A 21,700-nucleotide genomic window follows, 5' to 3' on the forward strand; every position below is an offset into this window, starting at 1 on the left:
ATGTTATATATCATGTCCTGGTATTATTTTTATTTCATATTTATCTTTATAATCATCATATAGTTGTATTATTTTCTCAAGTGTTATTTGTGCTTGTGTTATATTTTGCATATAATCAGTGGGTGCTTTTTTATATTTTAATGAATCTTTTATATAGAATACATCACCTGCTATTATTGTTTTTATGTCAGAATTTATTAGATATGCAAGATGTCCATTTGTATGTCCTGGTGTATGTATTGCAAGTAGTGAATTATCACCAAAGATGTCATAGAATGTGCCATATTTTGTAGGTGTAAAATCATTAATATCAAGTATTGCTATATTTTCTTTGTTTTTGAAGTATTCACCATAATAGTATGGTTTTAAGTCCATACTTTTTTCAAGTGATGAAAAATATATTGGTATATTATCATCTAAATCTAGGATTCCAGATACATGATCAAAGTGAAGATGTGTAAGAAATATACCACTTAGTTTTATATCATTTTCTTCTATATAATCTGCTATTGGTTGATGTTGATGTTGTATAATTTCTGTTGCATATTCATTTTTTAGCAATCCTTTCTGTGATCCATATTTATCATCTATAAATGATCTATCAACACCAGCATCAATAAGAAAATAACCATACACATCATGATATATAATATGTGCTAAAACAGGTGCCATAAATGAATCTTTAGCATCATCAGACTTACAACTATGATCTCCCCCTATACATCCTGAATAATTTAACATTACCCTACCTGTAATATGAGAATTTAGTAAATGTATATTTGAACTATCTTCTAGTATCTCATCTAATGTCATTGTAGAATTACTTTTCATTGTATGTTTAAAAATTTGCATAAATTTGATTTTACTCCTAATTGTTAATAATATCTTAGTATAATCTATAATAGATGATTGTATTATAATTTTTACTAAAAACTACTTTAAAAACCGATAGATTATAATTTAAGTTATTTATTTGAATATTTAAATATTATTAAATTCAAAATATTTATAAATGATAAAGAAAATAAGAAAACACTAAGTTTTAAATTATTTTTTTTACATTTAAGAAAAAAAAAGTAAAACTTAAAACAGATGTAGAATAACTTATTTATCCAAATTATATTATGTATAAGGAGGTTTTATAATTAAGGGATACATTGGAATCATCCTAGCATTCATGGTAATATGTTTGATAGGATGTGCATCAGCTACTAACAACACAGACATACCATCAAATCTTGATGAGATACAATCAGACAATTCAGTAACACATACCAGTAGTAATGATGTTGTTTTAAACAGTGCATCAAAATCTGTAAAACAAGCACCAACAACTACCTCAAATTCAGTAAATAGTAGTAGCTCAAAAGCAGTGAAAACTGCAAATAATGCAAAAATTACAACAAAAACATCAGTGGGAAGTCTTACAAGCAACCCTGGAAGTACTGTTACATTTAAAACTACAGTAAAAACATCAGATAATAAAAATGTTAATACAGGAAAGGTTGCCTATAAGATTAATGGGAAAACAATTGGAACATCATCAGTATCTGAAGGTGTTTCAACACTTAAATATAAAATTCCCGCATCTTACACATCAGCTGAATATCAGATAACAGCAAAGTATGGTGAAAATGATAAATATAAAGAATCATCTGATAGTGCAACACTACATTTAAATAATGTTACTAAGACTAAAACAACAGTTGGAAGTCTTACAAGTCATCCTGGATCTAAAGTTACACTTAAAGCTAATGTTAAAACATTAAATAATAAAGCCGTAAATTCAGGAAAAGTATCATTTAAGATTAATGGTAAATCTATTGGAACAAGTAAAGTTTCAAAAGGAGTAGCTACAATAAGCTACACTATACCAACTTCATTTTCATCATCACAATACCAGATAAGTGCCATATATGGACAAAATGGTGAATTTAAAGAATCATCTGATAGTGCAACACTACACCTTAATAATGTTACAAAAACCAGCATAAAAATAGAAACAAATTCTATTATTGCAGGTGAAACTAACAAGATTAAGGCAACAATTAAAAGTTCTAAAACCGTTAAAGATGGTAAAGTATCTTTTAAATTGAATGGAAAGACAATTGGAACAGTAAAAGTTTCAAATGGAGAAGCAGTACTAGATTATGCTGCGCCAGGAACACTTAAAGGATCATACACACTAACTGCAATTTATGGTCAGTGTGGTGAATTTAAAGAATCTCAAACATCTATGAAGATAGATGTAGCTTCATCACAATATCTTAAACCATCAAAAAACTGTGAAGTTGGAGATGCATTATTTAAGAAAGTTGTAAAAGAAGTTACAGCAGAATGTACCACTACATATCAAAAGGCAAAAGCATTATTTGATTATGCAAATCGTAAACTTGTATATAGTGGATACTATAATACACGTTATGGTGCAAAAGGTACACTGCAAAGAGAATATGGTAACTGTTGTGACATGGCACACGTAGTTGTCGCTTTAATGCGTACAGCTGGAATACAAGCAAGATATAACCATGCAAAATGTTACTTTAGTAGTGGTCTTGTTACAGGACATGTGTGGGCTGAAGTACTTGTTGATGGAGTATGGTATAAATGCGATGCAACATCAATAAGAAACTCATTTGGAGTTATAAAAAATTGGTATAAATGCGGTACAATAAATAAATACGCATCATTACCATTTTAGATGAAATTATACTCCCACTTTATTTATTTTTTTTAATCTAACACTTTACTATTTTTTAATTTAATTTTTCATGGCAAAAAAACTCTTTTTTTATTAAATTACATGTTATGTGTAAACTTTCAACCATATATTTTAAAACTAACTTATAAATTCTATTTTTTATATTAAATTTCATTAAACTATACTTTAATAATTAAATAAAAATATATTCATCTAATTTTAATTAAAAACCATATTTTAAATATCTATTTTTTAATTTAATGAACTATTTTTAAAATTTAAATACTATTAACTCTAAAAACTAATTTAAATAATAAAAAAACTAATAATTAATAAGTTTTTATTAAAACAAACCTTAAAAAAGCTTTACATAAATTATTAGAAAGAATACATGGAGGTTTTATAATTAAAAAATACTATGCAATTATTCTATCATTCATAATAATATGTCTGATAGGATGCATATCGGCAGCAAATACTACAGATACACAAATAAATTCCAATAAAATACAACAAGACACACCAACAACACATACAAGTAGTGATAATATTTCAACCAATACAACAAAAAAAGTAACAACTACAAATAAAATAACCACCACATCAAAAGTAGCAAAAACTGCACCTAACACAAAAGTTGCAACAAAAACATCACTAGGATCACTTACAAGTAAACCAGGAGCAAAAGTAACACTAAAAAGTACAGTGAAAACATCAAATAATAAGAAAATCAACACAGGAAAAGTAACCTATAAAATCAATGGAAAAACAATTGCAACATCAAAAGTTTCAGATGGAATTGCAACAATAAAATACACCATACCAAAATCATTTACATCAACAAAATACACAATAACTGCAAAATATAGTGGAAGTAGTAATTATAAAGACTCATCTGATAGTGCAACACTACACCTAAAAAATGTGATAAAAACAAAAACATCACTAGGATCACTTAGTAGCTATCCAGGATATAAAGTTACACTAAAAAGTACAGTGAAAACATCAAATAATAAGAAAATTAACACAGGAAAAGTAACATTTAAGATCAATGGAAAAACAATTGCAACATCAAAAGTATCACATGGAATTGCAACAATAAGATACATAATACCCAAATCATACAGATCACCAACATACCAGATAAGTGCCATATATGGACAAAATGGTGAATTTAAAAAATCATCAGACACAGCAACACTACACATGAAAAATGTGATAAAAACCAGTATAAAAATAGAGACAAAAACAATAAAAGCAGGTGAAAATAATAAAATAAAAGCAACAATTAAAAGTTCTAAAAATATCCCAAATGGTAAAGTATCATTTAAATTAGATGGAAAAACAATTGGTACTGTAAAAGTATCAGATGGAAAAGCTGTGCTAAATTATAATGCACCAAAAACACTAAAAGACAAATACACACTAACTATTATCTATGGACAGCATAATGAATTTAGAAAATCTCAAAATTCAATAAAAATAGATGTAATAAAACCATCACCAACACCATCATCTAAGTATCTTAAACCTACACGTAATTGTCAAGTTAATGATCCATTATTTAAAAAAGCTGTAGGTGAAGTTACATCAGGATATACCTCAACATATGCTAAAGCAAGAGCACTATTTAATTATGCAAAGCAAAGACTTTCATATAGTGGATATTATAATACACGCTATGGTGCAAAAGGCACATTTACTCGTAGATATGGTAATTGTTGTGACATGGCACATGTAGTTGTTGCCCTAATGCGTACAGCAAAAATTGAGGCAAGATATAATCATGCAGTGTGTTACTTTAGAAGTGGTCTTGTTACAGGACACATATGGGCTGAAGTACGCATAGATGGCATATGGTATAGGTGTGATGCAACATCAAAGAGAAATTCATTTGGAGTGATAAGAAATTGGTATAGTTGCTATAATCTAAGACGCTATGTATCATTACCATTTTAAAATATTATAGAAGAAATTATTATACTCTTCATCTAACTTTTAACTTTTTTTTTAAATATTAATATGAACCACCCCTCTTTTTTTAAATTAAATATTCTAAGTTAATAAAATACCTACTTTTCTTTAAATAGATTAATTAGTAAGGATATATAAAAATATAATTTAGTAATTTATAAGGAAGTAATAAATAATGATATGGGATGAAGAAATTGAGTGCTTACCACAAGAAGATATGGAGGAATTACAACTTAAAAGATTACAAGATGTTGTAACTCGAGCATTTAATGAAGTACCCTACTACCATAAAAGATATTCAGAAGCAGAAGTATACCCAGAGGATATACAAACACTATCTGATATTGAAAAATTACCATTTACAACAAAAACAGATCTAAGAGCATCATATCCCTTTGGATTATTTGCTGTAGATCAGAAAGATATTGTAGAAGTTCACACCTCAAGTGGAACAACAGGAAAACCAACAGTATCAGGATATACAAAAGAAGATCTTGACATCTGGGGAGAGGTTATGGCACGTGGACTTACAATGATGGGTGTTGATGAAAATGATATTATACAAAACACTCATGGATATGGTCTTTTTACTGGTGGATTCGGAGTACATTATGGTGGACAGAAAATTGGTGCAACAGTAATACCAATATCAACAGGACAAACATTAAGACAGATAGAATTAATGCAAGACTTTAACACATCAATGTTAATATTTACACCATCATATGGTCTTCACTTAGCTGAAGTTCTAAAAGAAAAAGGTGTAGATGTTGATGATTTAAATCTTAAAGTTATAGGATTTGGTTCAGAATCATGGACAGATGAAATGAGATCAAAAATTGAGGAAAAATTCCATGTACCAGCATATAACATCTATGGACTTACAGAAGTTATAGGTCCTGGTGTTGCAATGGAATGCTCAGAGCAAAACGGTCTTCACATAAATGAGGATCATTTCTATCCTGAAGTAATTAATCCTGAAACACTAAAACAAGTACCTGAAAATACATCTGGTGAACTTGTACTTACTGCATTAACACGTGTTGGTATGCCACTTATAAGATTCCGTACAAAAGATATTACAAAAATACATCATGAAGTATGTGGATGTGGAAGAACACTTGTTAAAATGGATAAAATTAGTGGAAGAACAGATGACATGCTTAAAATTAAAGGTGTTAGTGTATTCCCATCACAGATTGAAAAAGCATTACTTTCAATTGAAGGTGTAGAACCACACTACCAGATCATACTTACAAGACCTGACATGCTTGACCAGATAGAAATTAAAGTTGAAGCATCACCTGAAATATTCTTTGATAATGTAAAAGAATTAATTGGTATACGTGATAAACTTGCTCAAGCTATCCATGATGAAATTGGTCTTAGAGTAAATGTAACACTTGTTGAACCTAAAACTATTGACAGAGTAGAAACTGGAAAAGCAAAACGTGTAATTGATAAAAGAAATGAATAAAATTAATTAGGAGTATTTAATTATGATAGAAGATGCATATATAGATCAATTATCTATATTTCTTGAAAATAAGGAAGGTAGAATTCTTAGTACATTAGATGTTATTGAAAATCTTGGAATAAATATAAGAGCATTATCTCTTGCTGATACATCAGAATTTGGTATTTTAAGATTAATTGTAACAGATCCATATAAAGTTAAAGAAACTCTTGAAGAGAAAGGATTCATTGTTAAAATTACAAAAGTATTTGCTGTAAGTATTACAGATGAACCTGGAGGATTAAACACTATCCTCAGATTACTTGATGAAAACAATATTAATCTTGAATATCTCTATGCATTTGTTGAACAAAAAACTTATGCTGCTATTGTAATACTTAAACTTGAAGATATGCCAAAAGCATACGATATTCTAGTAGAAGGTAATGCAAATATTATAAATTCTGATGAATTATATTCATTATAATATTTTTTTTTAGAATTTAGAAAAAAAACTTTCTCCACCCAAACCTTATTTTTTTTAGATTAAATTACTTGTTTTGAAATTTATTACATTATTTAAAAAAAATAGAGTAGTAGATTTATTATTTTCAGATAAAATTAGTTTTTATATAAAAAAAAAGAGATTAGTAGAAAAATATTATTTTCTACATTTTTCATATCCTGCCATGAATGCTTTAAGATTTGTTTCAATTGACTTTTCAGGTAAGTTATTTTTCATTGTCTCTTTTACATCATCAATTTCAAGTGGGAATGTTGACACAGCACATGCTCCACCAACCATTGCCATGTTCATTGACAGTGGATGTCCAGCATCAACTGCTATTTTATTTGCATCCATACTATATACTTCATTCATCTTTGATGATAATTCCTCAAGTATTTCATCAATATCTGGATATTCAACATCCTGCTGATTTATTGTTGATGGATATACAGCTGATGTATTTACAATTGCCACTGTATTTTCATTTGTTTTTTCAAGTGCTCTTAGTGCTTCAACAGGTTCAAATGCAAGAAGTATATCTGCTGTACCATTTTGAATTATTGGACTTTTATCATCACCAATTTTAAGTTCTGTTGATACAACACCTCCTCTTTGTGACATTCCATGAATTTCACTCATTACAACATTTAAATCCTCAGATAGTGCTGTTTCTCCAATTACAATTGATGTTTTTATAATTCCCTGTCCACCAATTCCACAAATATAAATATTATATGCCATAATCTATTCACCTTCACATTTTTCTATTGCACTTATTGGACAAACATCAACACATACTCCACATTTTATACATGATGCATCAATTTGTATTTGATCATCAATTAATGAAATACTTGGACATGCAAGATCATTAATACATTTATCACAACGTATACATTTTTCAGTGTTTACTTTTATATCATAGTTACGTGCTCTGATTGCTGGTTTATTTATTAAGTTACATGGATATTCAGCAAGTATTACTGATACTCCATCATATTCTAGTGCATCTTGATATACTTTTATCATTTCATTTACATTTAGTGGATTGATTCTTTCAACAAATCCTACACCAATAGATTTTACAAGTGCCTCTATTGATATTGCAGGTGCTTCATCTCCCATACCATCAATTGGTATACCAGGATTTGTCTGTCCACCTGTCATTGCTGTAATTCTGTTATCAAGTATTACTAATGTAAATTTCATCTTATTGTGTATTGCATTTATAAGAGGTGGTATTCCTGCATGGAAGAATGTTGAATCTCCAATAAAGCTTATTATTGGCTGATCTTCTGTAGCTTTACTAAATCCACAACTTGCACCTACACTTGCCCCCATTGACATAAGATAGTTTGCCATCTTATATGGTGGTGCAATTCCTAGAGTATAACATCCTATATCTGATGGATGAATACTTTCAATATATAAATTTAAGCTTTTAATTGCCTCACGTGCTGCATAAAATGATGCTCTGTGTGGACATCCAGAACAGAGTGTTGCAGGTCTTGATGGAAGTGCAATTCTACTTTCTGAATTTACTTTCTGTGGTTGTGCATCAAGAATTTCTAGTTTTCTTAGTGAATCAATTATAATATCTGGTGTATATTCAAATACTTCAGGTAGTGATCCATCTTTTTTACCATGTATTGTTGTATCTATATGATTTGCACCTGCTATTGCTAGTGTTTCAATTTCATGTATTGGATCAACTTCTTCAACTACTAATACTTCACTATTTGCTCTTAGGAAGTCTGCTACAAGTTCATCTGGGAATGGATGTGTAAATCCAAGTTTTAGTATGTTTACATTTAAGTCATACTTATTTACTACATCTGCAACGTAGTTATATGCTCCTGATGATGCAATTATACCAAAGTCTGCTCCATTGTCAAATACTTGATTTAGTGGTGAGTTATTTGATACTTTTCGTATATCTGCAATTTTTTCTACAAGATTTTTATGCATTAGGCGTGCTGCTTCTGGTACTGGTACATGCATTCCTATATTTTCATATTCACCATGTGTTATTGTGTTTTTATTATATTCACCAGTTTCAACTACTCCTCTCATATGTGATACTCTTGTTGTTGTTCTAAGTATTACTGGTGTGTTGAATTTATCTGATATTTCATATGCATATTTTATGAAATCCTTAATTTCCTGTGGATTTGATGGTTCAAATATTGGCATGTTTGCTTGACGTGCAAAGTGTCTTGTATCTTGTTCATTTTGTGATGAAAATGTTGATGGATCATCAGCTACAAGTATAAGAAAACTTCCCTCAACTCCCATATATGCACTTGTCATGAGTGAATCTGCTGCTACATTTACACCTACATGTTTCATAAATGAAAATGTTCTTAGTTGTGAACATGCAGCTGATGCTGCTACTTCTACTGCTACTTTTTCATTTGCTGAAAATTCAAAGTAGATATTTGCATCTTTTGCAATTTTGTAGAGTATATCACCTATTTCTGATGATGGTGTTCCAGGATATGTTGCAGCAAGTGAAACACCTGCTTCTAGAACTCCCCTTACAGCTGCTTCATTTCCTAGCATGAAACGTTTCTGTCCTTGTTTTGGATCTAATAATTCTTTTATATTCATATTAATTCCCTTGAATTTTTGATTTCAAATTTTTATCTTAAAACATAGTATTTTAATAATAATTAATCATTATATATTATTTTCTTTTTTATAACTATTATATTTTAAAGTAAACATCTACTATATCTTACCTTCTTTTTTGTATTTAATATGATAATATTATAAGTTGTAAAAAACAAATATAGTACATAATAGTAATAAATTTTACTGAACTTAAATTTAGGAATATATTTTGATAAATATATATGGAAAAAATATATTAGATGAGATTAATTTTTTTTATAAATTAAAACTTTTAGGGGTATTGCATGATAATAACTGTGAATGTTAAACGTTATGATCCAGTAGAAGATAAACATTACATGGAATCATATGAAATAGAAAAAACAGAAAAAATGAAAGTACTAGATGCTCTACAGCAGATAAATGATAAATACGATGCAAATATAGCATTTAGATTTTCATGCAGAGCAGGACAGTGTGGATCCTGTGCAATTAAAATTAATGATAAGGCAAAACTTGCATGTAAAGCTGAAATTGAAGATAATGACACACTTGCACCACTTGATCTTGAAGTATTAAAAGACTTAGTTGTAGATAGAGAACCACTTAATGATAAAGTACGTGACTACAACCTTTATATGATATCTGAGGATTCATATTCTGATATGGAAAAACCATCAGTTATAAATCCTGAAACATATGAAAAAATTGGAAATCTTAGTGATTGTATAGATTGTTATTCATGTATCTCAATGTGTCCTGTACTTACAAAAACAGATGACTATGTAGGACCATACTTTATGAGATTCTTATCTGAATTAACATTTGATCCAAGAGAAGATGCATCAAAAACAGATGAAGCAGTAGATCTTGGAATGTACTACTGTACATCATGTGGACAGTGTAGTGTAACATGTCCAAAAGAAATAGACATATATGGTAAAGCTATTGAAAAACTACGAGAACAAGCATGTCGTGAAAAACAAGGTCCACTTAAAGAACATAAACTAATACGTGACTCAGTTATTACAACAGGAAGAAGTATTAATCCTAAAAGTGAGAAATACCCAGAAGGATTCATTAAAGCATACAATGAAAACCACAAAAAACCTGAAACTAGCGATGATAAACCTAAAATTGCATTCTTTACAGGTTGTATGATCGACTACAGACTTCCATGGATTGCAGAATACACAATAAATATTCTTGAAAAACTAGGATATAGTGTAGATGTACCAGAAACTCAGGTATGTTGTGGATCACCACTTCTAAGAACAGGACAGACAGATATTATACCAGAGCTTGTTGAGAAAAACTATGAAACATTCAAAGACTATGATATTGTTCTTACAGTATGTGCAGGTTGTGGATCAACACTTAAGAAAAACTACCCAGAATATGGTGTAAACTTAAATGTTATGGATATAACAGAGTTCTTAGATGATAAACTTAACTATGATGATATGAAAGAAGTTGATGTTAAAGTTACATATCATGATCCATGTCACCTTGTACGTGGACAGGGAATATCACAACAACCACGTAATATTCTTAAAAATATGAAAGGTGTAGAATTTATTGAAATGAAAAATGCTGATAAATGTTGTGGAGCAGGTGGAGGAGTAAAATCTGGTATGCCTCAACTTGCAGAAGAACTTGCTGATGAAAAAGTAGAAAATATTGAAGCTTTAGATGTTGACTATGTTGTAACTGTATGTCCATTTTGTGAACGTAACATCCAAGATTCAATAGATAAGAAAGAATCAGATAAATCAGTTATTAACCTTATGGAATTGTTAAATGAAGCATATCAATAAGTATGCAAAAAAAATATTAGTTGAAGTATTGAATTTACTTCATTTAACTTTTTTATTCTCTTTTTTTTGGAAATTATTATTTATATTTTAAAATATCACTCACTTTTTTTTAGTAGCTTACAGCTGTACCATTTACACTTATAAGTATTGTATTTCCCATGGTACCTCCAAGGTTGCTGTAGTTAATACGTACATTTAATATTGCATTTGCACCTAGATCTATTGCTTTTTGTTTCATTGCCTCTAATGCTTTTTCTCTTTCTTTTTGAATTTCTTCTTCATATGTTGATGTTCTTCCACCTACAACATCACGAACACCAGAAAAGATGTCTTTATATACATTAGCTCCAATTAATCCTTCACCATTAACAATACCATGATATTTCTTAACAGTTTTGCCTTCTATATTTGGTGTTGTAACAATAATCATATAATTTACCTCCTTCTTATTTTATTTATTTTAATAGTAAAATATCTTCTATAATCTTAATATTATAGCTTATTCCACCAAGAAATCGAATTAACTTATAAAAATTATTAAATTAAAATATAATATTTACTTAATATATTATATTGTTTTAATGTATATAAAAATTAAAAGCAATAAAAAACAAATATATTATTATAAAATTTTATAGTGATTCTATTTGACAATTTATACAGTATTTGTACAACCTAAAACATCAGGAAATATCGGATTTCTTGCAAGATGTATGAAAAACTTTGGATTAAAAAGACTAGTTTTAATTGATCCATGTGAACTTCAAAACGATGCATATTATCAGGCAATGCATGCACGAGAATTAGTACAAGATGCCCTGGTATATGATACACTTGAAGAATTTATAGAAGATAAAAATATAACACAAACCATAGGTACATCAGGTACAGCAGGTGGAAGTTATAACGTTCCAAGAATACCAATAACACCAGATGAACTTGGACGTAATATTGATATTGAAACAAACAATGTTGCACTAGTTTTTGGACGTGAAGGTGATGGACTTTCAAATGAAGAACTTAAACTATGTGATGTACTTGTAACAATACCAACAAGTGATGAATATCCTATAATGAATATTACACATGCAGCATCAATTATTTTTTATGAAATATTTAAAAATCAGAAGAAAGATTATCCTGTAGAAGATATAGACATAGCAGATTTTGAGGATAAAAAAATATTAGATGAAACAATAGATGAAATAATCTCAAAACTTGAATATGCCGAACATAAACAAGACCAAGTAGAAATTCTAATGAAACGTATAATTGGACGAGCATTTATGACAGGACGAGAACTTCGTACATTTCGTGGAATACTTAATCGTATAAACAAAAGAATCAAAAACTCATATGAGGAATAAGTAATGGCAATACTTAGTGATATTGATATAAAGAAATATTTAGATGAAGAAAGGATTGTAATTGATCCTATATTGGATGAAAAACAAATACAACCATCATCAGTAGATTTAAGAATAGGTAATAAATTTAAAGGATTTAAAATTATAACAAAACCATACATCGATCCATTCGATGAAACAGACCTTGAATCTTATATGAGTGAAATTACAATAGATGAAGATCAACCTTTCATAATACATCCTGGAGAATTTACACTCGCTACAACACTTGAAACTGTAAAACTTCCAGAAGATATTGTTGCAAGAGTAGAGGGAAGATCCTCCATTGGAAGACTTGGTATTACAATGCATGTAACAGCAGGATATATTGACCCAGGATTTGAAGGTAAAATAACACTTGAAATATCAAACATTGGAAAAATGCCAGTAGCACTATATCCAAATCAAAGAGTTTGTCAGATAGTGTTTGAAACCATGACATCACCATCAGCAAGACCATATGGACATGAAAGTCGTGACAGTAAATATATGGGACAGTCAGGTCCACAGGTAAGTCGTATAAAAGAAGACTTTGACATTAAAAAAGGAGAATAAGATACAATGGTAAATGAAGAAATGATGAGCATAGCAAGAAAAAGAGGATATCTCTATCCATCTTTTGAAATCTATTCAGGAGTAGCAGGTTTTTATGACTATGGACCTCTTGGTGGAACTCTTAAAAATAATATAATGAATCTATGGAGAAAATACTATGTAAATGGTGAAGGATTCTTTGAAATAGAAGCACCTACCATTATGCCAAAACCAACACTTAAAGCATCAGGACACGTTGATAACTTCACAGATCCAATGACAAAATGTAAAGAATGTAAAGAAATTTACCGTGCAGACCATGTTATTGAAGCAGTAATTGATGATGATGTAGAAGGACTTCCAGATGAAACACTAACACAGATTATTAAAGATAACAACATAGTATGTGAAAGTTGTGGAGGAGAACTTGACGATGTTGTAAGTTACAACTTAATGTTTAAAACCCAGATTGGTGCAAGTGGAAAACAAACAGCATTTATGAGACCTGAAACTGCACAAGGAATATTTATTGCATTTAAGAGAATTAGCAGATTCTATAAAGATAAACTTCCATTTGGAATTGTACAACTTGGAAAATCATATAGAAATGAATTATCACCAAGACAGGGTGTTATCAGACTTCGTGAATTTACACAAGCTGAAGCTGAAATCTTTGTAGATCCATCAGATAAAACACATGCAAAATTTGAATCTGTTGCAGATCATGAACTTAAATTATATTCACAAAAACAACAACAAAACAGAGATGAACCACTACAAATTACAGCAGGTGAAGCTGTAGATGCTGGTATTATTTCAAGTGAAACTATAGCATATCAAATTACAATTGCTCATAACTTCCTACATGATCTTGGAATTGGTGATGATGCAATAAGATTCAGACAACACTTACCTGATGAAATGGCACACTATGCAATTGATTGTTGGGATGCAGAAGTTAAAACAGACCAGTATGGATGGGTTGAAATTATTGGTATTGCAGATAGAACAGACTTTGACCTTAAATCACATATTAAACATTCAAAAGAAGATTTATCTGTATTTAAAGAATATGATGAACCTAAAACTGTTACAACAACAAAAGCAAACTTTAACATGAAAAAGTTCGGACCTACATTTAAGGGAGATTCACCAAAAGCTAAAGAAATCCTTGAAAATACAGATGTTGATGTTATAATGAAAGCATTTGAAGATGAAGGAGTATTTAAATTTACAATTGGTGAAAATGAATATGAAATAGATGATTCATTCATAACATTTAAAACAGAAGATGAACAGATTCGTGGAGAAAGAATTATACCACACGTTATTGAACCATCATATGGTATTGATCGTATAATTTATTCAACACTTCTTCATTCATATACAGAAGATGAAAATGATGAAGGAGAAAAAAGAGCATATCTTAAATTACCAGCAAAAATTGCACCTATCAAAGCTGCAATACTTCCACTTGTAAATAAAGAACCACTAGTATCACTTGCAAGTGATATTGAAGATATGATAAGAGCATCTGATATTATTACAACATTCGATGTAAGTGGTACAATTGGACGTCGTTATGCACGTGGTGATGAAATAGGAATTCCATATGCTGTAACTGTTGACTATGACAGTATTGATGATGAAAAAGTAACAATAAGAAACAGAGATAACCTTAAACAAAAACGTGTAAATATCTCAGATGTAGCAGATATTATTAAAAAACTAGTTAATGATGAAATAGAATTTGATGATATATAGACTAGTTGATATAAAATAGAGCAAATTATAGGGAGGATGTATTATTATGATTATTGATGCTCATTTACATGCAGATACAAGACCAGTTGAAAACTTTATGGACATGAAAATGGCAGGAGTTGAAGCTATTATTTCATGTGCACATGACCCACTTGAGATGCGAAAATCAAATGTTACAATAGAACACTTAAATCGTATTGTATATAGTGAGCCTAAACGTGTATCAAAGCATAATATAAAACTCTTTGCAGCAGTAGGTGTACATCCACGAGCAATACCTGAAGATTATGAAAATGTAATAGCAAAACTTCCAGATTACATGGCAGAGGATCATGTAATAGCAGTTGGTGAAATTGGACTTGATGAAGTTACAGATATACAAAAAGAAGTTTTCATAAAACAATTACAGTATGCTGATGAAAATAACTACAATGTTATTGTTCACACACCACGTACAAATAAGGCTGAAGTTACAAAATCAACAATAGAAGTTCTTGATGAATATATAGATCCTAGAAATGTACAACTTGATCATATTGACTATTCAATTGTTGATATGGCAATAGATAAGGATTATACATTAGGTATTACTGTTCAGCCACAGAAGATGTCAGTAGAAGGTACTGTAGCTATGCTTGATGAGTATGGATTTGATAAATTTGTTGTTGATACAGATATAAGTTCTGCTCCATCCAATCATATGGCTCTTGCACAACTTAAACATAAACTTATCCAGGATGGATATAAAAAACAAGATATTAACAAGGTTTTATATGAAAATGTTATGAAATTCCATGGAGATAATCTTAAAATTTAAATTCCCCACCTATAAACCCTTTTTTTACTTTTTTTGAATTAAAAATTTATTATTAAAAAAAAATGAGAATTTAGAAATTATTTATAAAAAAAAGAAAATGTAGAAAGAGTGTTGATATGGCTATCAACATTAATGTATTCAATATATTTTTATCTAAATTTTATGATTTAAGTAGTACTATTTCACTAGGTACTATCACTACAACATTTTTTGTACTTCCAAGAAGAACTACTTTTGCATCTGTTGCTTGTTTGAACTTATTTAACATATCTCCTACATCTTTAAGTTCAGATTTCCTTCTTTTTTGAATATAGTCAAAATCAACAATGAGAGGTACACGTGTTTTATCAAGTGTGTCAAGTTCATCATCTAGTTGATCTATTGTTTTTACCTTTACAAGTCTTATAGTATCAATATTTGATGGTTCATCAGGTGCTATTATAAAGTCATCATCATAGGAATGATCTACAATAATATCATCTTCATAGTCATCATCATATGATTTTTCAATTGATGATATAAGATTATCATCATTTAACATCTTCTGATCATCATCAAAGTTTGGCTGTAAATCTTCTACATATTCACGGTCAATAGACTTTTTAATATTGATAGTAAGATCTCTAAAGTTTTCCATTATTTTTCACCTACATACTCCAGAACTGTTTCAAGTAAACGTTTAATTCCACCATTTGAATCTGTATGTAAATCCACTGTCGGTAGATTAAATTCATCTTCTATATCTTCAAGTGAAAGATCCTCTGCATTACGTCTGTTTATTGATAATGCAATTACTTTTGTTGTTGGCTCTACTGCTTCTATTGCATTGAGTTCTGTCTGAATTCCTACAGGTTCACGGAATGGATGGTTTTCTCTGTGACATAATACTACAGCATCAGGTTGTGCTCCAAATAGTATTGATGCTGATAATCCTTTAGGATGTGGATTTCCAGTTTCTGTAAGACTTGATTGTCCTTCAACAAATATAATATCTGCATCTTCTTCCTCTTCAAGATATTTTACAGTTCCCATAATTGCTGCTGGTACATCCATTACAGATAAACTTCCTGCTCTGAAGTTAATATCTGTTGGTTCTTCAAGTCCCATTTCATCTGTTGAAAATATTTTAGCATTCATTCCAAGTTCTTTTGCAGCTTCTCCTAATTTTTTTGTGGTTGTTCTTTTTCCACATTCCTGGGAGGTTCCACCTACAAAGATTAATGGTTTTTTATGTTTATATGTTATTTTAGGTAGTACTTCTGTTACTTTTTCTGGTGCTTTTCCCATAACTTTTTCTACATTGTCAAGTCTTGAGCTTATCTCTTTTATTTGTACACCATTTTGTTGTGCAACTTTTAGTAATGTTTGATTTTCATTAAGTGGTAGGGATCTAAATGATGTTAATACATTTTGTCCAAGACACATTGCTTCTACTGCATATTTTAGTGCTGTTGCTTCTGCACCTATTGGTAACATTATTGCTACTGTTTTTGAATCTGTTGTTTCTACTAATTCTTTAAGGTCAGATCCAACAATGTGTCCACAGAATTCTGTTCCCTGTTTTGCTGGTGCATCATCTAGAAATCCTGCTGTTTCAACACCTTTGAAGTTTGAGAGTTTTTCTCCTCCCCCACCAGCTCCAATTATAATAAATGGGCTTAATTCTTCAAAATCTTTGCTTGATGTTATTGAATACAAAAAATCACTTCTCCAAAATTATTTGTATAGCTTTTTTTATTTTTAAAATATTAAAACTATACTATTGTTTGTAATATATTTATTATTTTATTTTTAATATAATTTAAAGTATACGAATATAGCCAGATAATAAAGATTATAAAATATTATTAAATTTAATAAAAAGCAGTGAAAATGAAATTATTTGAAAAGTTATAAAAAAAGTGGATGTTTTTAAAAAAAAGAATTAAATGCAAGATATAAAATTTAATATCTTACTTTTCCTATGTGTCTTGTACTTCCAGGATCTTCACCATTAAATATTGCAAGGTGGTATATGAACCATTCAAGTGGTACAATTAAAACAAATGGTGTAAGTAGTGGATCAATATCATAGTAATCTTTTATATCAAAGATTATTGAGTTAACTTTTAAATCTCCACAGAAGTTAATTGCACGATCTGTTACTTCATCCCAGTCATCACCAGATTTTAGAAATACTACTGTTACTCCTTCTTCAACACGTTCAATTAGTCCATGACGGAATTCTCCTGAATATACAGGACATGCATGTTTTAAAGCTCCTTCCATAAACATTGTCATTGCAAGTTTATATGCAAGTCCAAAGTTAAGTCCACTTCCCATACAATAGAATAGGTCAACATCCTTGTTTTCTTCTGCAATTTTCTTTGCATCTTCTTGTGTTGTTGCTATTAATTTTTCCATTATCTTTGGAACTTCATCAAGTTGTGCTAGAACATCTTTTGCTCTTTGATTATCTATCATATTAAAGAATATGTAGTATAATGAAAATAGCTGTGTTATGTATGTTTTTGTACCAAGGATTGCTACTTCTTCATTACATAATGTTATAATTGCATCATCTGCTTCTTTTGCCATTGAACTTTCTGGCATGTTTGTTATTGATAATGTTTTAATATTGTGTTGTTTTGCTTTTCTTAGTGCAGATAGTGTGTCTGATGTTTCCCCAGATTGTGATGTTAATATTACACCATAATTACAATCATTTTCTAGGTATTGATGATCTACAAAGTCAAATCCTGTCTGTACATCAATATTTATATCTGCTATTGATTTTACTGCATCTCTTATTGTGTAACATGTTGAAATAGAACTTCCACAACCAATTAAAAAGATTTTATCAAATTTACTATATTGTTCTGCTAGTTGTTTCATATGGTCTTTTTCTGATTCTATTGTACGTTCAAGAGAAATTGGTTGATCTAAAATTTCTTGATACATTTCATATTCCATGACGTCCTCTCCATTAATTAAAAAAATAATCATTATCTGAATATTTTTATTATTTTCTCTCACTGACTTAAAATATTTAATAACAGTAGTTAGTTAATTAGTATATTTAGTATTTAATTTATTTAAATATTAATAATTAAATCATTTTTATTATATTTTCATTATTTAAATAATATGATTTTTTGGATAAAATTATTAGTTATTTTTTATTAGATGAAGCTATCTTATAACAATCTATTATTTGATAGATATAAACTAATACTATTATAATTATTATCATATATGCTGCAAGTGATACTCTTGATGGTATCATCATGGTATAAAATGATAAAATAAATGCAAAGCTAAAAAATATTAAAGGAAATACTAAAAGAAATACTAATGCTCGTAGATACTGTCTTAGATAGAGATATGAAATTCCTGGAAGTATTATACTTAATATTAGTGGTATTATTTTTATTTTATGCTGTGTTGTTGAATTCATATTATTTACTTGGTTTGTAAGGTTATTTCCACATTTTATACAAGTTGTATTTGTATTATTATTTTCACAGCCACACACATTACATTTCATATATCATCATTCTCCTGCCTTTTTATATGAATCTACTATGGAATATAGATAAATTATCATATTTATTATAAAAATTAAATCAAATACACCATTATTACCACTAATATTAATTGATACTAGTAGATATACAACTAGTAACATTACAACTTGCAATACTATGTATGTTATAAATTTCTGCATATTTCTAAGATATACAAATCCTAGTCCTATAAAGATCATTGAAAGTATTGTTGCAATAGCCTGTCTTTTTGATGTTAATTGTTCTACTCCACCAATATATGTTTTTGTTGATTTTTTAACTTCATTTCCACCAAAATATGTAGCATTATTATTGTTGTTATTTGAAATATTATCTTCTACATTATTACCTGTTGGGGATTTAGTACTGGATTTTATTGTTGGTGTTGGTATTGTTGTAGATGTTTGTGTTTGTATTGGTGTTGGTTTTTTAACAGTTGTATGTGTTGTTGTATCTTCTTGATTTATTGTTTGTTTTTTATTTGCATCAACAACTTCATCTACAGCTGCACTAGTGGTAGTTGTTAAATCATCAGATGTTGTAGTTATAATATCTTCTTGTGGTTGTTTTGTGTCATCTAATGTGGCAGTTGTTGTATCTGGTTGTGGTTGTTTAATTTGTTGTTGTATTTTATTTGTATCATGTATCTGTTGTGATGGTTTTGTTTCATTATTTTTATTTTTCATCTCATTTATTAAAAAAGAATAGTATAATTCATTAAGTTGTACTGTTTTATCATTTACATCGTTGTTATCTGATAATTTCTTAGCACAACGAACACAATATATGTCATCATCACTATTTTTAAATCCACAATTGCTACATTTAATCATCTTAATATAATTCCCAAATATTTTTATATTATCTAAATTATAATTTGCCAAAAAAATGAAAGGCTAATTAATATAAGATCTTAATAATACTATTTTTATATATCTTATAATATAACAATTATTTTATATTATAAATAGATTTAATACTATAAAGTTAGATATAATAGAATTTAATAAAAAAAATTGAAAAGATAATCATAATCTAATTACACATATATAATGGAGTTATGAATCAAGATGAAATGTAAACGTTGCAATTTTGATAATGAAGATGATGCACAAAAATGTATCAACTGTGGTATGAAACTAGAACCAAGAAAAGACAATACAAAAAAAGAGGAGTTTCAAAAACCAACAGTGACAGTTGAAATACAATCTGCAAATACACAAAATAAAAACAATGACATAAAAAAGATGCAGATGAGAAAATCAGAAAATGACTACTTCCAAAGCCAATACCGAGGACCTGGAAGTAACACTAACAATAGTAGTAATTTTAATGAAAATTCAAAGATAAAAGCAGCAAATAATAATATACAAAAAAGAGATGAAAATCCAAGAGCTGTAAATGACTACTATCTTACAGAATATAAAGGTCCTCAAGATCAACAACAAAAAGTTCCAAAGAAAGGTAAAAAACTATGGATTACTGTAGTTCTTGCAATACTTTTTGTAGGATTTGGACATATCTATCTTAAAGAATATAAAAAAGCATTAATCTTTATAATAATAGCTATAGTAACATCACTATTATCTGTTAAAATAGCATTCTTTACAGTAATAGGTGTATTTAATACAATGTATCAGCTTCTTGATGCAATAAATACATACAAAAGCAACTATATCAGCTAAATTAGTTGTTTTTAGTTAAATATAATCCATATTTATATGTGTAATAGTTAACATTACAATTTAAAAGGATTAATTTTTTTGTTAATAAATTTAATATAATACAAAACAATTAAATATATAATATAAATTAATTAATATTTAGTTAATTAAACTAATACTATTATTTTTATACGATGATAATATGGCTGAAAGAGTTATAGAAGGATATAATTTATATAAAAACAATGATGTTGAAGTAAAACATTATGAACCAGATCATATTATCTTTGAAGTTAAAAAAGACAATACAAAATTATATATTGTATCAATGATTTATGGATACTGGAATTGTGATTGTGCAGACTATATGTATAGAAACCAAAGACAACCTGGTAGCTTTTATTGTAAACATATGCAAGCAGCACAATTTAAACTTCTAGACATATTAAATGAAAATGAAAAAAATATGAAGGAGTAATATAAAAATGAAAATGGAAGACTTATTAAGACCATGTCCAAAATGTGGATCACAAAATAAAACACAACACAGAGACTTAGATAAACAATTCTTAGCATACGGACAAAATGGAGAACTTAAATGTTCAGATTGTGGACATATCTTTGTAACAAGAGATGAAGCAATAGACATTAGACGTGCTGAAGAAGCTAAAGAAGAAGCAGAAAAAGAATAGGAATAATAAAATAATAGATATGGGGATTTTAGTTTTATGATAATAAAAGAACATTGTATGTATTGTGGTGCTTGTGCTGGGGTGTGTATTGTAGATGCAATAGAAGTACAAGAATTAAAAATTGTAATTGACGAAGAAAAATGTACAAAATGTGGAATATGTGTAAAAACATGTCCAATTGAAGCACTTGAACTTCAATAGAATAAATT

The 21,700-nt window shown here is 29.0% G+C and carries 23 protein-coding genes; 13 read left to right on the forward strand and 10 right to left on the reverse strand.

All coding sequences use genetic code 11. The features are described from left to right. Positions 1-3: 3 nt before the first annotated feature. Entirely contained in the window at positions 4-852 is an 849-nt protein-coding gene (locus tag MRZ80_RS03445; RefSeq protein ID WP_292536194.1) for an MBL fold metallo-hydrolase, read from the reverse strand. A gap of 325 nt (positions 853-1,177) precedes the next feature. Between MRZ80_RS03445 and MRZ80_RS03450 the strand changes: the two genes are divergently transcribed. Beyond that, positions 1,178-2,701 (forward strand): Ig-like domain repeat protein, encoded by a 1,524-nt coding sequence (locus MRZ80_RS03450; protein WP_292536196.1) that lies wholly within the window; start codon positions 1,178-1,180, stop codon positions 2,699-2,701. A gap of 416 nt (positions 2,702-3,117) precedes the next feature. Here MRZ80_RS03450 and MRZ80_RS03455 read toward each other — a convergent pair whose 3' ends face one another. Beyond that, the gene (locus MRZ80_RS03455) at positions 3,118-3,261 is read right to left on the reverse strand and encodes a hypothetical protein (protein WP_292536198.1); all 144 of its coding nucleotides are present in this window, start codon (positions 3,259-3,261) and stop codon (positions 3,118-3,120) included. 31 nt (positions 3,262-3,292) lie between these two features. Here MRZ80_RS03455 and MRZ80_RS03460 point away from each other — a divergent pair, with 31 nt between their 5' ends. From MRZ80_RS03460 to MRZ80_RS03470, 3 genes are all read left to right on the forward strand, one after another. Beyond that, positions 3,293-4,660, forward strand: a complete 1,368-nt coding sequence (locus MRZ80_RS03460) for an Ig-like domain repeat protein (protein WP_292536922.1) — start codon at positions 3,293-3,295, stop codon at positions 4,658-4,660. Between the two features lie 190 nt (positions 4,661-4,850). Then, the gene (locus MRZ80_RS03465; RefSeq protein WP_292536200.1) at positions 4,851-6,152 is read left to right on the forward strand and encodes a phenylacetate--CoA ligase; all 1,302 of its coding nucleotides are present in this window, start codon (positions 4,851-4,853) and stop codon (positions 6,150-6,152) included. Positions 6,153-6,174: 22 nt separating this feature from the next. Then, positions 6,175-6,618 carry an acetolactate synthase gene (locus MRZ80_RS03470; RefSeq protein ID WP_292536201.1) on the forward strand — a complete coding sequence of 148 codons (444 nt, stop codon included), beginning with the start codon at positions 6,175-6,177 and terminating at the stop codon, positions 6,616-6,618. 174 nt (positions 6,619-6,792) lie between these two features. Here MRZ80_RS03470 and MRZ80_RS03475 read toward each other — a convergent pair whose 3' ends face one another. Together MRZ80_RS03475 and iorA are read right to left on the reverse strand one after the other, a co-directional pair. Next, positions 6,793-7,380, reverse strand: a complete 588-nt coding sequence (locus tag MRZ80_RS03475; protein WP_292536202.1) for an indolepyruvate oxidoreductase subunit beta — start codon at positions 7,378-7,380, stop codon at positions 6,793-6,795. Between the two features lie 3 nt (positions 7,381-7,383). Continuing rightward, positions 7,384-9,249: an indolepyruvate ferredoxin oxidoreductase subunit alpha gene (gene iorA / locus MRZ80_RS03480; RefSeq protein WP_292536203.1), complete on the reverse strand. Its 1,866-nt coding sequence runs from the start codon at positions 9,247-9,249 to the stop codon at positions 7,384-7,386. A gap of 308 nt (positions 9,250-9,557) precedes the next feature. On the opposite strand from iorA, the gene tfrB reads away from it, so the two are divergent. Beyond that, positions 9,558-11,069 carry a fumarate reductase (CoM/CoB) subunit TfrB gene (gene tfrB, locus MRZ80_RS03485; protein WP_292536205.1) on the forward strand — a complete coding sequence of 504 codons (1,512 nt, stop codon included), beginning with the start codon at positions 9,558-9,560 and terminating at the stop codon, positions 11,067-11,069. A 109-nt stretch (positions 11,070-11,178) separates the two neighbouring features. On the opposite strand, the gene MRZ80_RS03490 is transcribed toward tfrB, so the two are convergent. Then, complete coding sequence (locus MRZ80_RS03490; RefSeq protein ID WP_292536206.1) at positions 11,179-11,499, reverse strand: YbjQ family protein; 321 nt, start codon at positions 11,497-11,499, stop codon at positions 11,179-11,181. A 217-nt stretch (positions 11,500-11,716) separates the two neighbouring features. Between MRZ80_RS03490 and MRZ80_RS03495 the strand changes: the two genes are divergently transcribed. From MRZ80_RS03495 to MRZ80_RS03510, 4 genes are read left to right on the forward strand one after another with little or no spacing between them, the layout of a single operon-like run. Beyond that, entirely contained in the window at positions 11,717-12,436 is a 720-nt protein-coding gene (locus MRZ80_RS03495; protein ID WP_292536207.1) for an RNA methyltransferase, read from the forward strand. A 3-nt stretch (positions 12,437-12,439) separates the two neighbouring features. Beyond that, complete coding sequence (gene dcd / locus MRZ80_RS03500) at positions 12,440-13,030, forward strand: dCTP deaminase (RefSeq protein WP_292536209.1); 591 nt, start codon at positions 12,440-12,442, stop codon at positions 13,028-13,030. A gap of 6 nt (positions 13,031-13,036) precedes the next feature. Beyond that, the gene (gene glyS, locus MRZ80_RS03505) at positions 13,037-14,773 is read left to right on the forward strand and encodes a glycine--tRNA ligase (RefSeq protein ID WP_292536211.1); all 1,737 of its coding nucleotides are present in this window, start codon (positions 13,037-13,039) and stop codon (positions 14,771-14,773) included. Between the two features lie 46 nt (positions 14,774-14,819). After that, entirely contained in the window at positions 14,820-15,590 is a 771-nt protein-coding gene (locus tag MRZ80_RS03510) for a TatD family hydrolase (protein ID WP_292536213.1), read from the forward strand. Positions 15,591-15,750: 160 nt separating this feature from the next. On the opposite strand, the gene MRZ80_RS03515 is transcribed toward MRZ80_RS03510, so the two are convergent. From MRZ80_RS03515 to MRZ80_RS03535, 5 genes are all read right to left on the reverse strand, one after another. Next, complete coding sequence (locus tag MRZ80_RS03515; protein WP_292536214.1) at positions 15,751-16,227, reverse strand: hypothetical protein; 477 nt, start codon at positions 16,225-16,227, stop codon at positions 15,751-15,753. Then, on the reverse strand, positions 16,227-17,288 hold the full coding sequence (locus MRZ80_RS03520) for a DUF1611 domain-containing protein (RefSeq protein ID WP_292536216.1): 1,062 nt from the start codon (positions 17,286-17,288) through the stop codon (positions 16,227-16,229). Before MRZ80_RS03520 ends, MRZ80_RS03515 begins: the two co-directional genes overlap by 1 nt. Positions 17,289-17,534: 246 nt before the next feature. Continuing rightward, entirely contained in the window at positions 17,535-18,542 is a 1,008-nt protein-coding gene (locus tag MRZ80_RS03525) for an SIS domain-containing protein (RefSeq protein ID WP_292536218.1), read from the reverse strand. Between the two features lie 199 nt (positions 18,543-18,741). Then, positions 18,742-19,116 carry a hypothetical protein gene (locus MRZ80_RS03530; RefSeq protein ID WP_292536219.1) on the reverse strand — a complete coding sequence of 125 codons (375 nt, stop codon included), beginning with the start codon at positions 19,114-19,116 and terminating at the stop codon, positions 18,742-18,744. Positions 19,117-19,122: 6 nt separating this feature from the next. Next, the gene (locus MRZ80_RS03535; RefSeq protein ID WP_292536221.1) at positions 19,123-19,968 is read right to left on the reverse strand and encodes a zinc ribbon domain-containing protein; all 846 of its coding nucleotides are present in this window, start codon (positions 19,966-19,968) and stop codon (positions 19,123-19,125) included. A 237-nt stretch (positions 19,969-20,205) separates the two neighbouring features. Here MRZ80_RS03535 and MRZ80_RS03540 point away from each other — a divergent pair, with 237 nt between their 5' ends. The 4 genes from MRZ80_RS03540 (at position 20,206) to MRZ80_RS03555 (ending at position 21,692) form a co-directional block, all read left to right on the forward strand. Next, positions 20,206-20,820, forward strand: coding sequence for a hypothetical protein (locus tag MRZ80_RS03540; protein WP_292536223.1), 615 nt, complete (start codon positions 20,206-20,208; stop codon positions 20,818-20,820). A gap of 181 nt (positions 20,821-21,001) precedes the next feature. Further along, positions 21,002-21,277 carry a hypothetical protein gene (locus MRZ80_RS03545; protein ID WP_292536225.1) on the forward strand — a complete coding sequence of 92 codons (276 nt, stop codon included), beginning with the start codon at positions 21,002-21,004 and terminating at the stop codon, positions 21,275-21,277. 7 nt (positions 21,278-21,284) lie between these two features. Continuing rightward, positions 21,285-21,491, forward strand: coding sequence for a TIGR04165 family Cys-rich peptide (locus tag MRZ80_RS03550; protein WP_292536227.1), 207 nt, complete (start codon positions 21,285-21,287; stop codon positions 21,489-21,491). Between the two features lie 36 nt (positions 21,492-21,527). Continuing rightward, positions 21,528-21,692 carry a 4Fe-4S binding protein gene (locus tag MRZ80_RS03555; protein ID WP_292536229.1) on the forward strand — a complete coding sequence of 55 codons (165 nt, stop codon included), beginning with the start codon at positions 21,528-21,530 and terminating at the stop codon, positions 21,690-21,692. The last annotated feature ends 8 nt before the right edge of the window (positions 21,693-21,700 follow it).

The organism is Methanosphaera sp. (assembly GCF_022768985.1).
In the GTDB taxonomy this organism is placed as follows: Archaea; Methanobacteriota; Methanobacteria; order Methanobacteriales; family Methanobacteriaceae; genus Methanosphaera.

Bases quoted from the DNA above. Each gene is read 5' to 3' on its own strand.
- MRZ80_RS03515 (WP_292536214.1), bottom strand. From the start codon at position 16,227: ATGGAAAACTTTAGAGATCTTACTATCAATATTAAAAAGTCTATTGAC.
- MRZ80_RS03525 (WP_292536218.1), bottom strand. From the start codon at position 18,542: ATGGAATATGAAATGTATCAAGAAATTTTAGATCAACCAATTTCTCTT.
- MRZ80_RS03550 (WP_292536227.1), top strand. From the start codon at position 21,285: ATGAAAATGGAAGACTTATTAAGACCATGTCCAAAATGTGGATCACAA.
- glyS (WP_292536211.1), top strand. From the start codon at position 13,037: ATGGTAAATGAAGAAATGATGAGCATAGCAAGAAAAAGAGGATATCTC.
- MRZ80_RS03450 (WP_292536196.1), top strand. From the start codon at position 1,178: ATGGTAATATGTTTGATAGGATGTGCATCAGCTACTAACAACACAGAC.
- iorA (WP_292536203.1), bottom strand. From the start codon at position 9,249: ATGAATATAAAAGAATTATTAGATCCAAAACAAGGACAGAAACGTTTC.
- dcd (WP_292536209.1), top strand. From the start codon at position 12,440: ATGGCAATACTTAGTGATATTGATATAAAGAAATATTTAGATGAAGAA.
- MRZ80_RS03530 (WP_292536219.1), bottom strand. From the start codon at position 19,116: ATGAAATGTAATGTGTGTGGCTGTGAAAATAATAATACAAATACAACT.
- MRZ80_RS03490 (WP_292536206.1), bottom strand. From the start codon at position 11,499: ATGATTATTGTTACAACACCAAATATAGAAGGCAAAACTGTTAAGAAA.
- MRZ80_RS03540 (WP_292536223.1), top strand. From the start codon at position 20,206: ATGAAATGTAAACGTTGCAATTTTGATAATGAAGATGATGCACAAAAA.
- MRZ80_RS03465 (WP_292536200.1), top strand. From the start codon at position 4,851: ATGATATGGGATGAAGAAATTGAGTGCTTACCACAAGAAGATATGGAG.
- MRZ80_RS03510 (WP_292536213.1), top strand. From the start codon at position 14,820: ATGATTATTGATGCTCATTTACATGCAGATACAAGACCAGTTGAAAAC.
- MRZ80_RS03545 (WP_292536225.1), top strand. From the start codon at position 21,002: ATGGCTGAAAGAGTTATAGAAGGATATAATTTATATAAAAACAATGAT.
- MRZ80_RS03470 (WP_292536201.1), top strand. From the start codon at position 6,175: ATGATAGAAGATGCATATATAGATCAATTATCTATATTTCTTGAAAAT.
- MRZ80_RS03445 (WP_292536194.1), bottom strand. From the start codon at position 852: ATGCAAATTTTTAAACATACAATGAAAAGTAATTCTACAATGACATTA.
- MRZ80_RS03555 (WP_292536229.1), top strand. From the start codon at position 21,528: ATGATAATAAAAGAACATTGTATGTATTGTGGTGCTTGTGCTGGGGTG.
- MRZ80_RS03535 (WP_292536221.1), bottom strand. From the start codon at position 19,968: ATGATTAAATGTAGCAATTGTGGATTTAAAAATAGTGATGATGACATA.
- MRZ80_RS03475 (WP_292536202.1), bottom strand. From the start codon at position 7,380: ATGGCATATAATATTTATATTTGTGGAATTGGTGGACAGGGAATTATA.
- tfrB (WP_292536205.1), top strand. From the start codon at position 9,558: ATGATAATAACTGTGAATGTTAAACGTTATGATCCAGTAGAAGATAAA.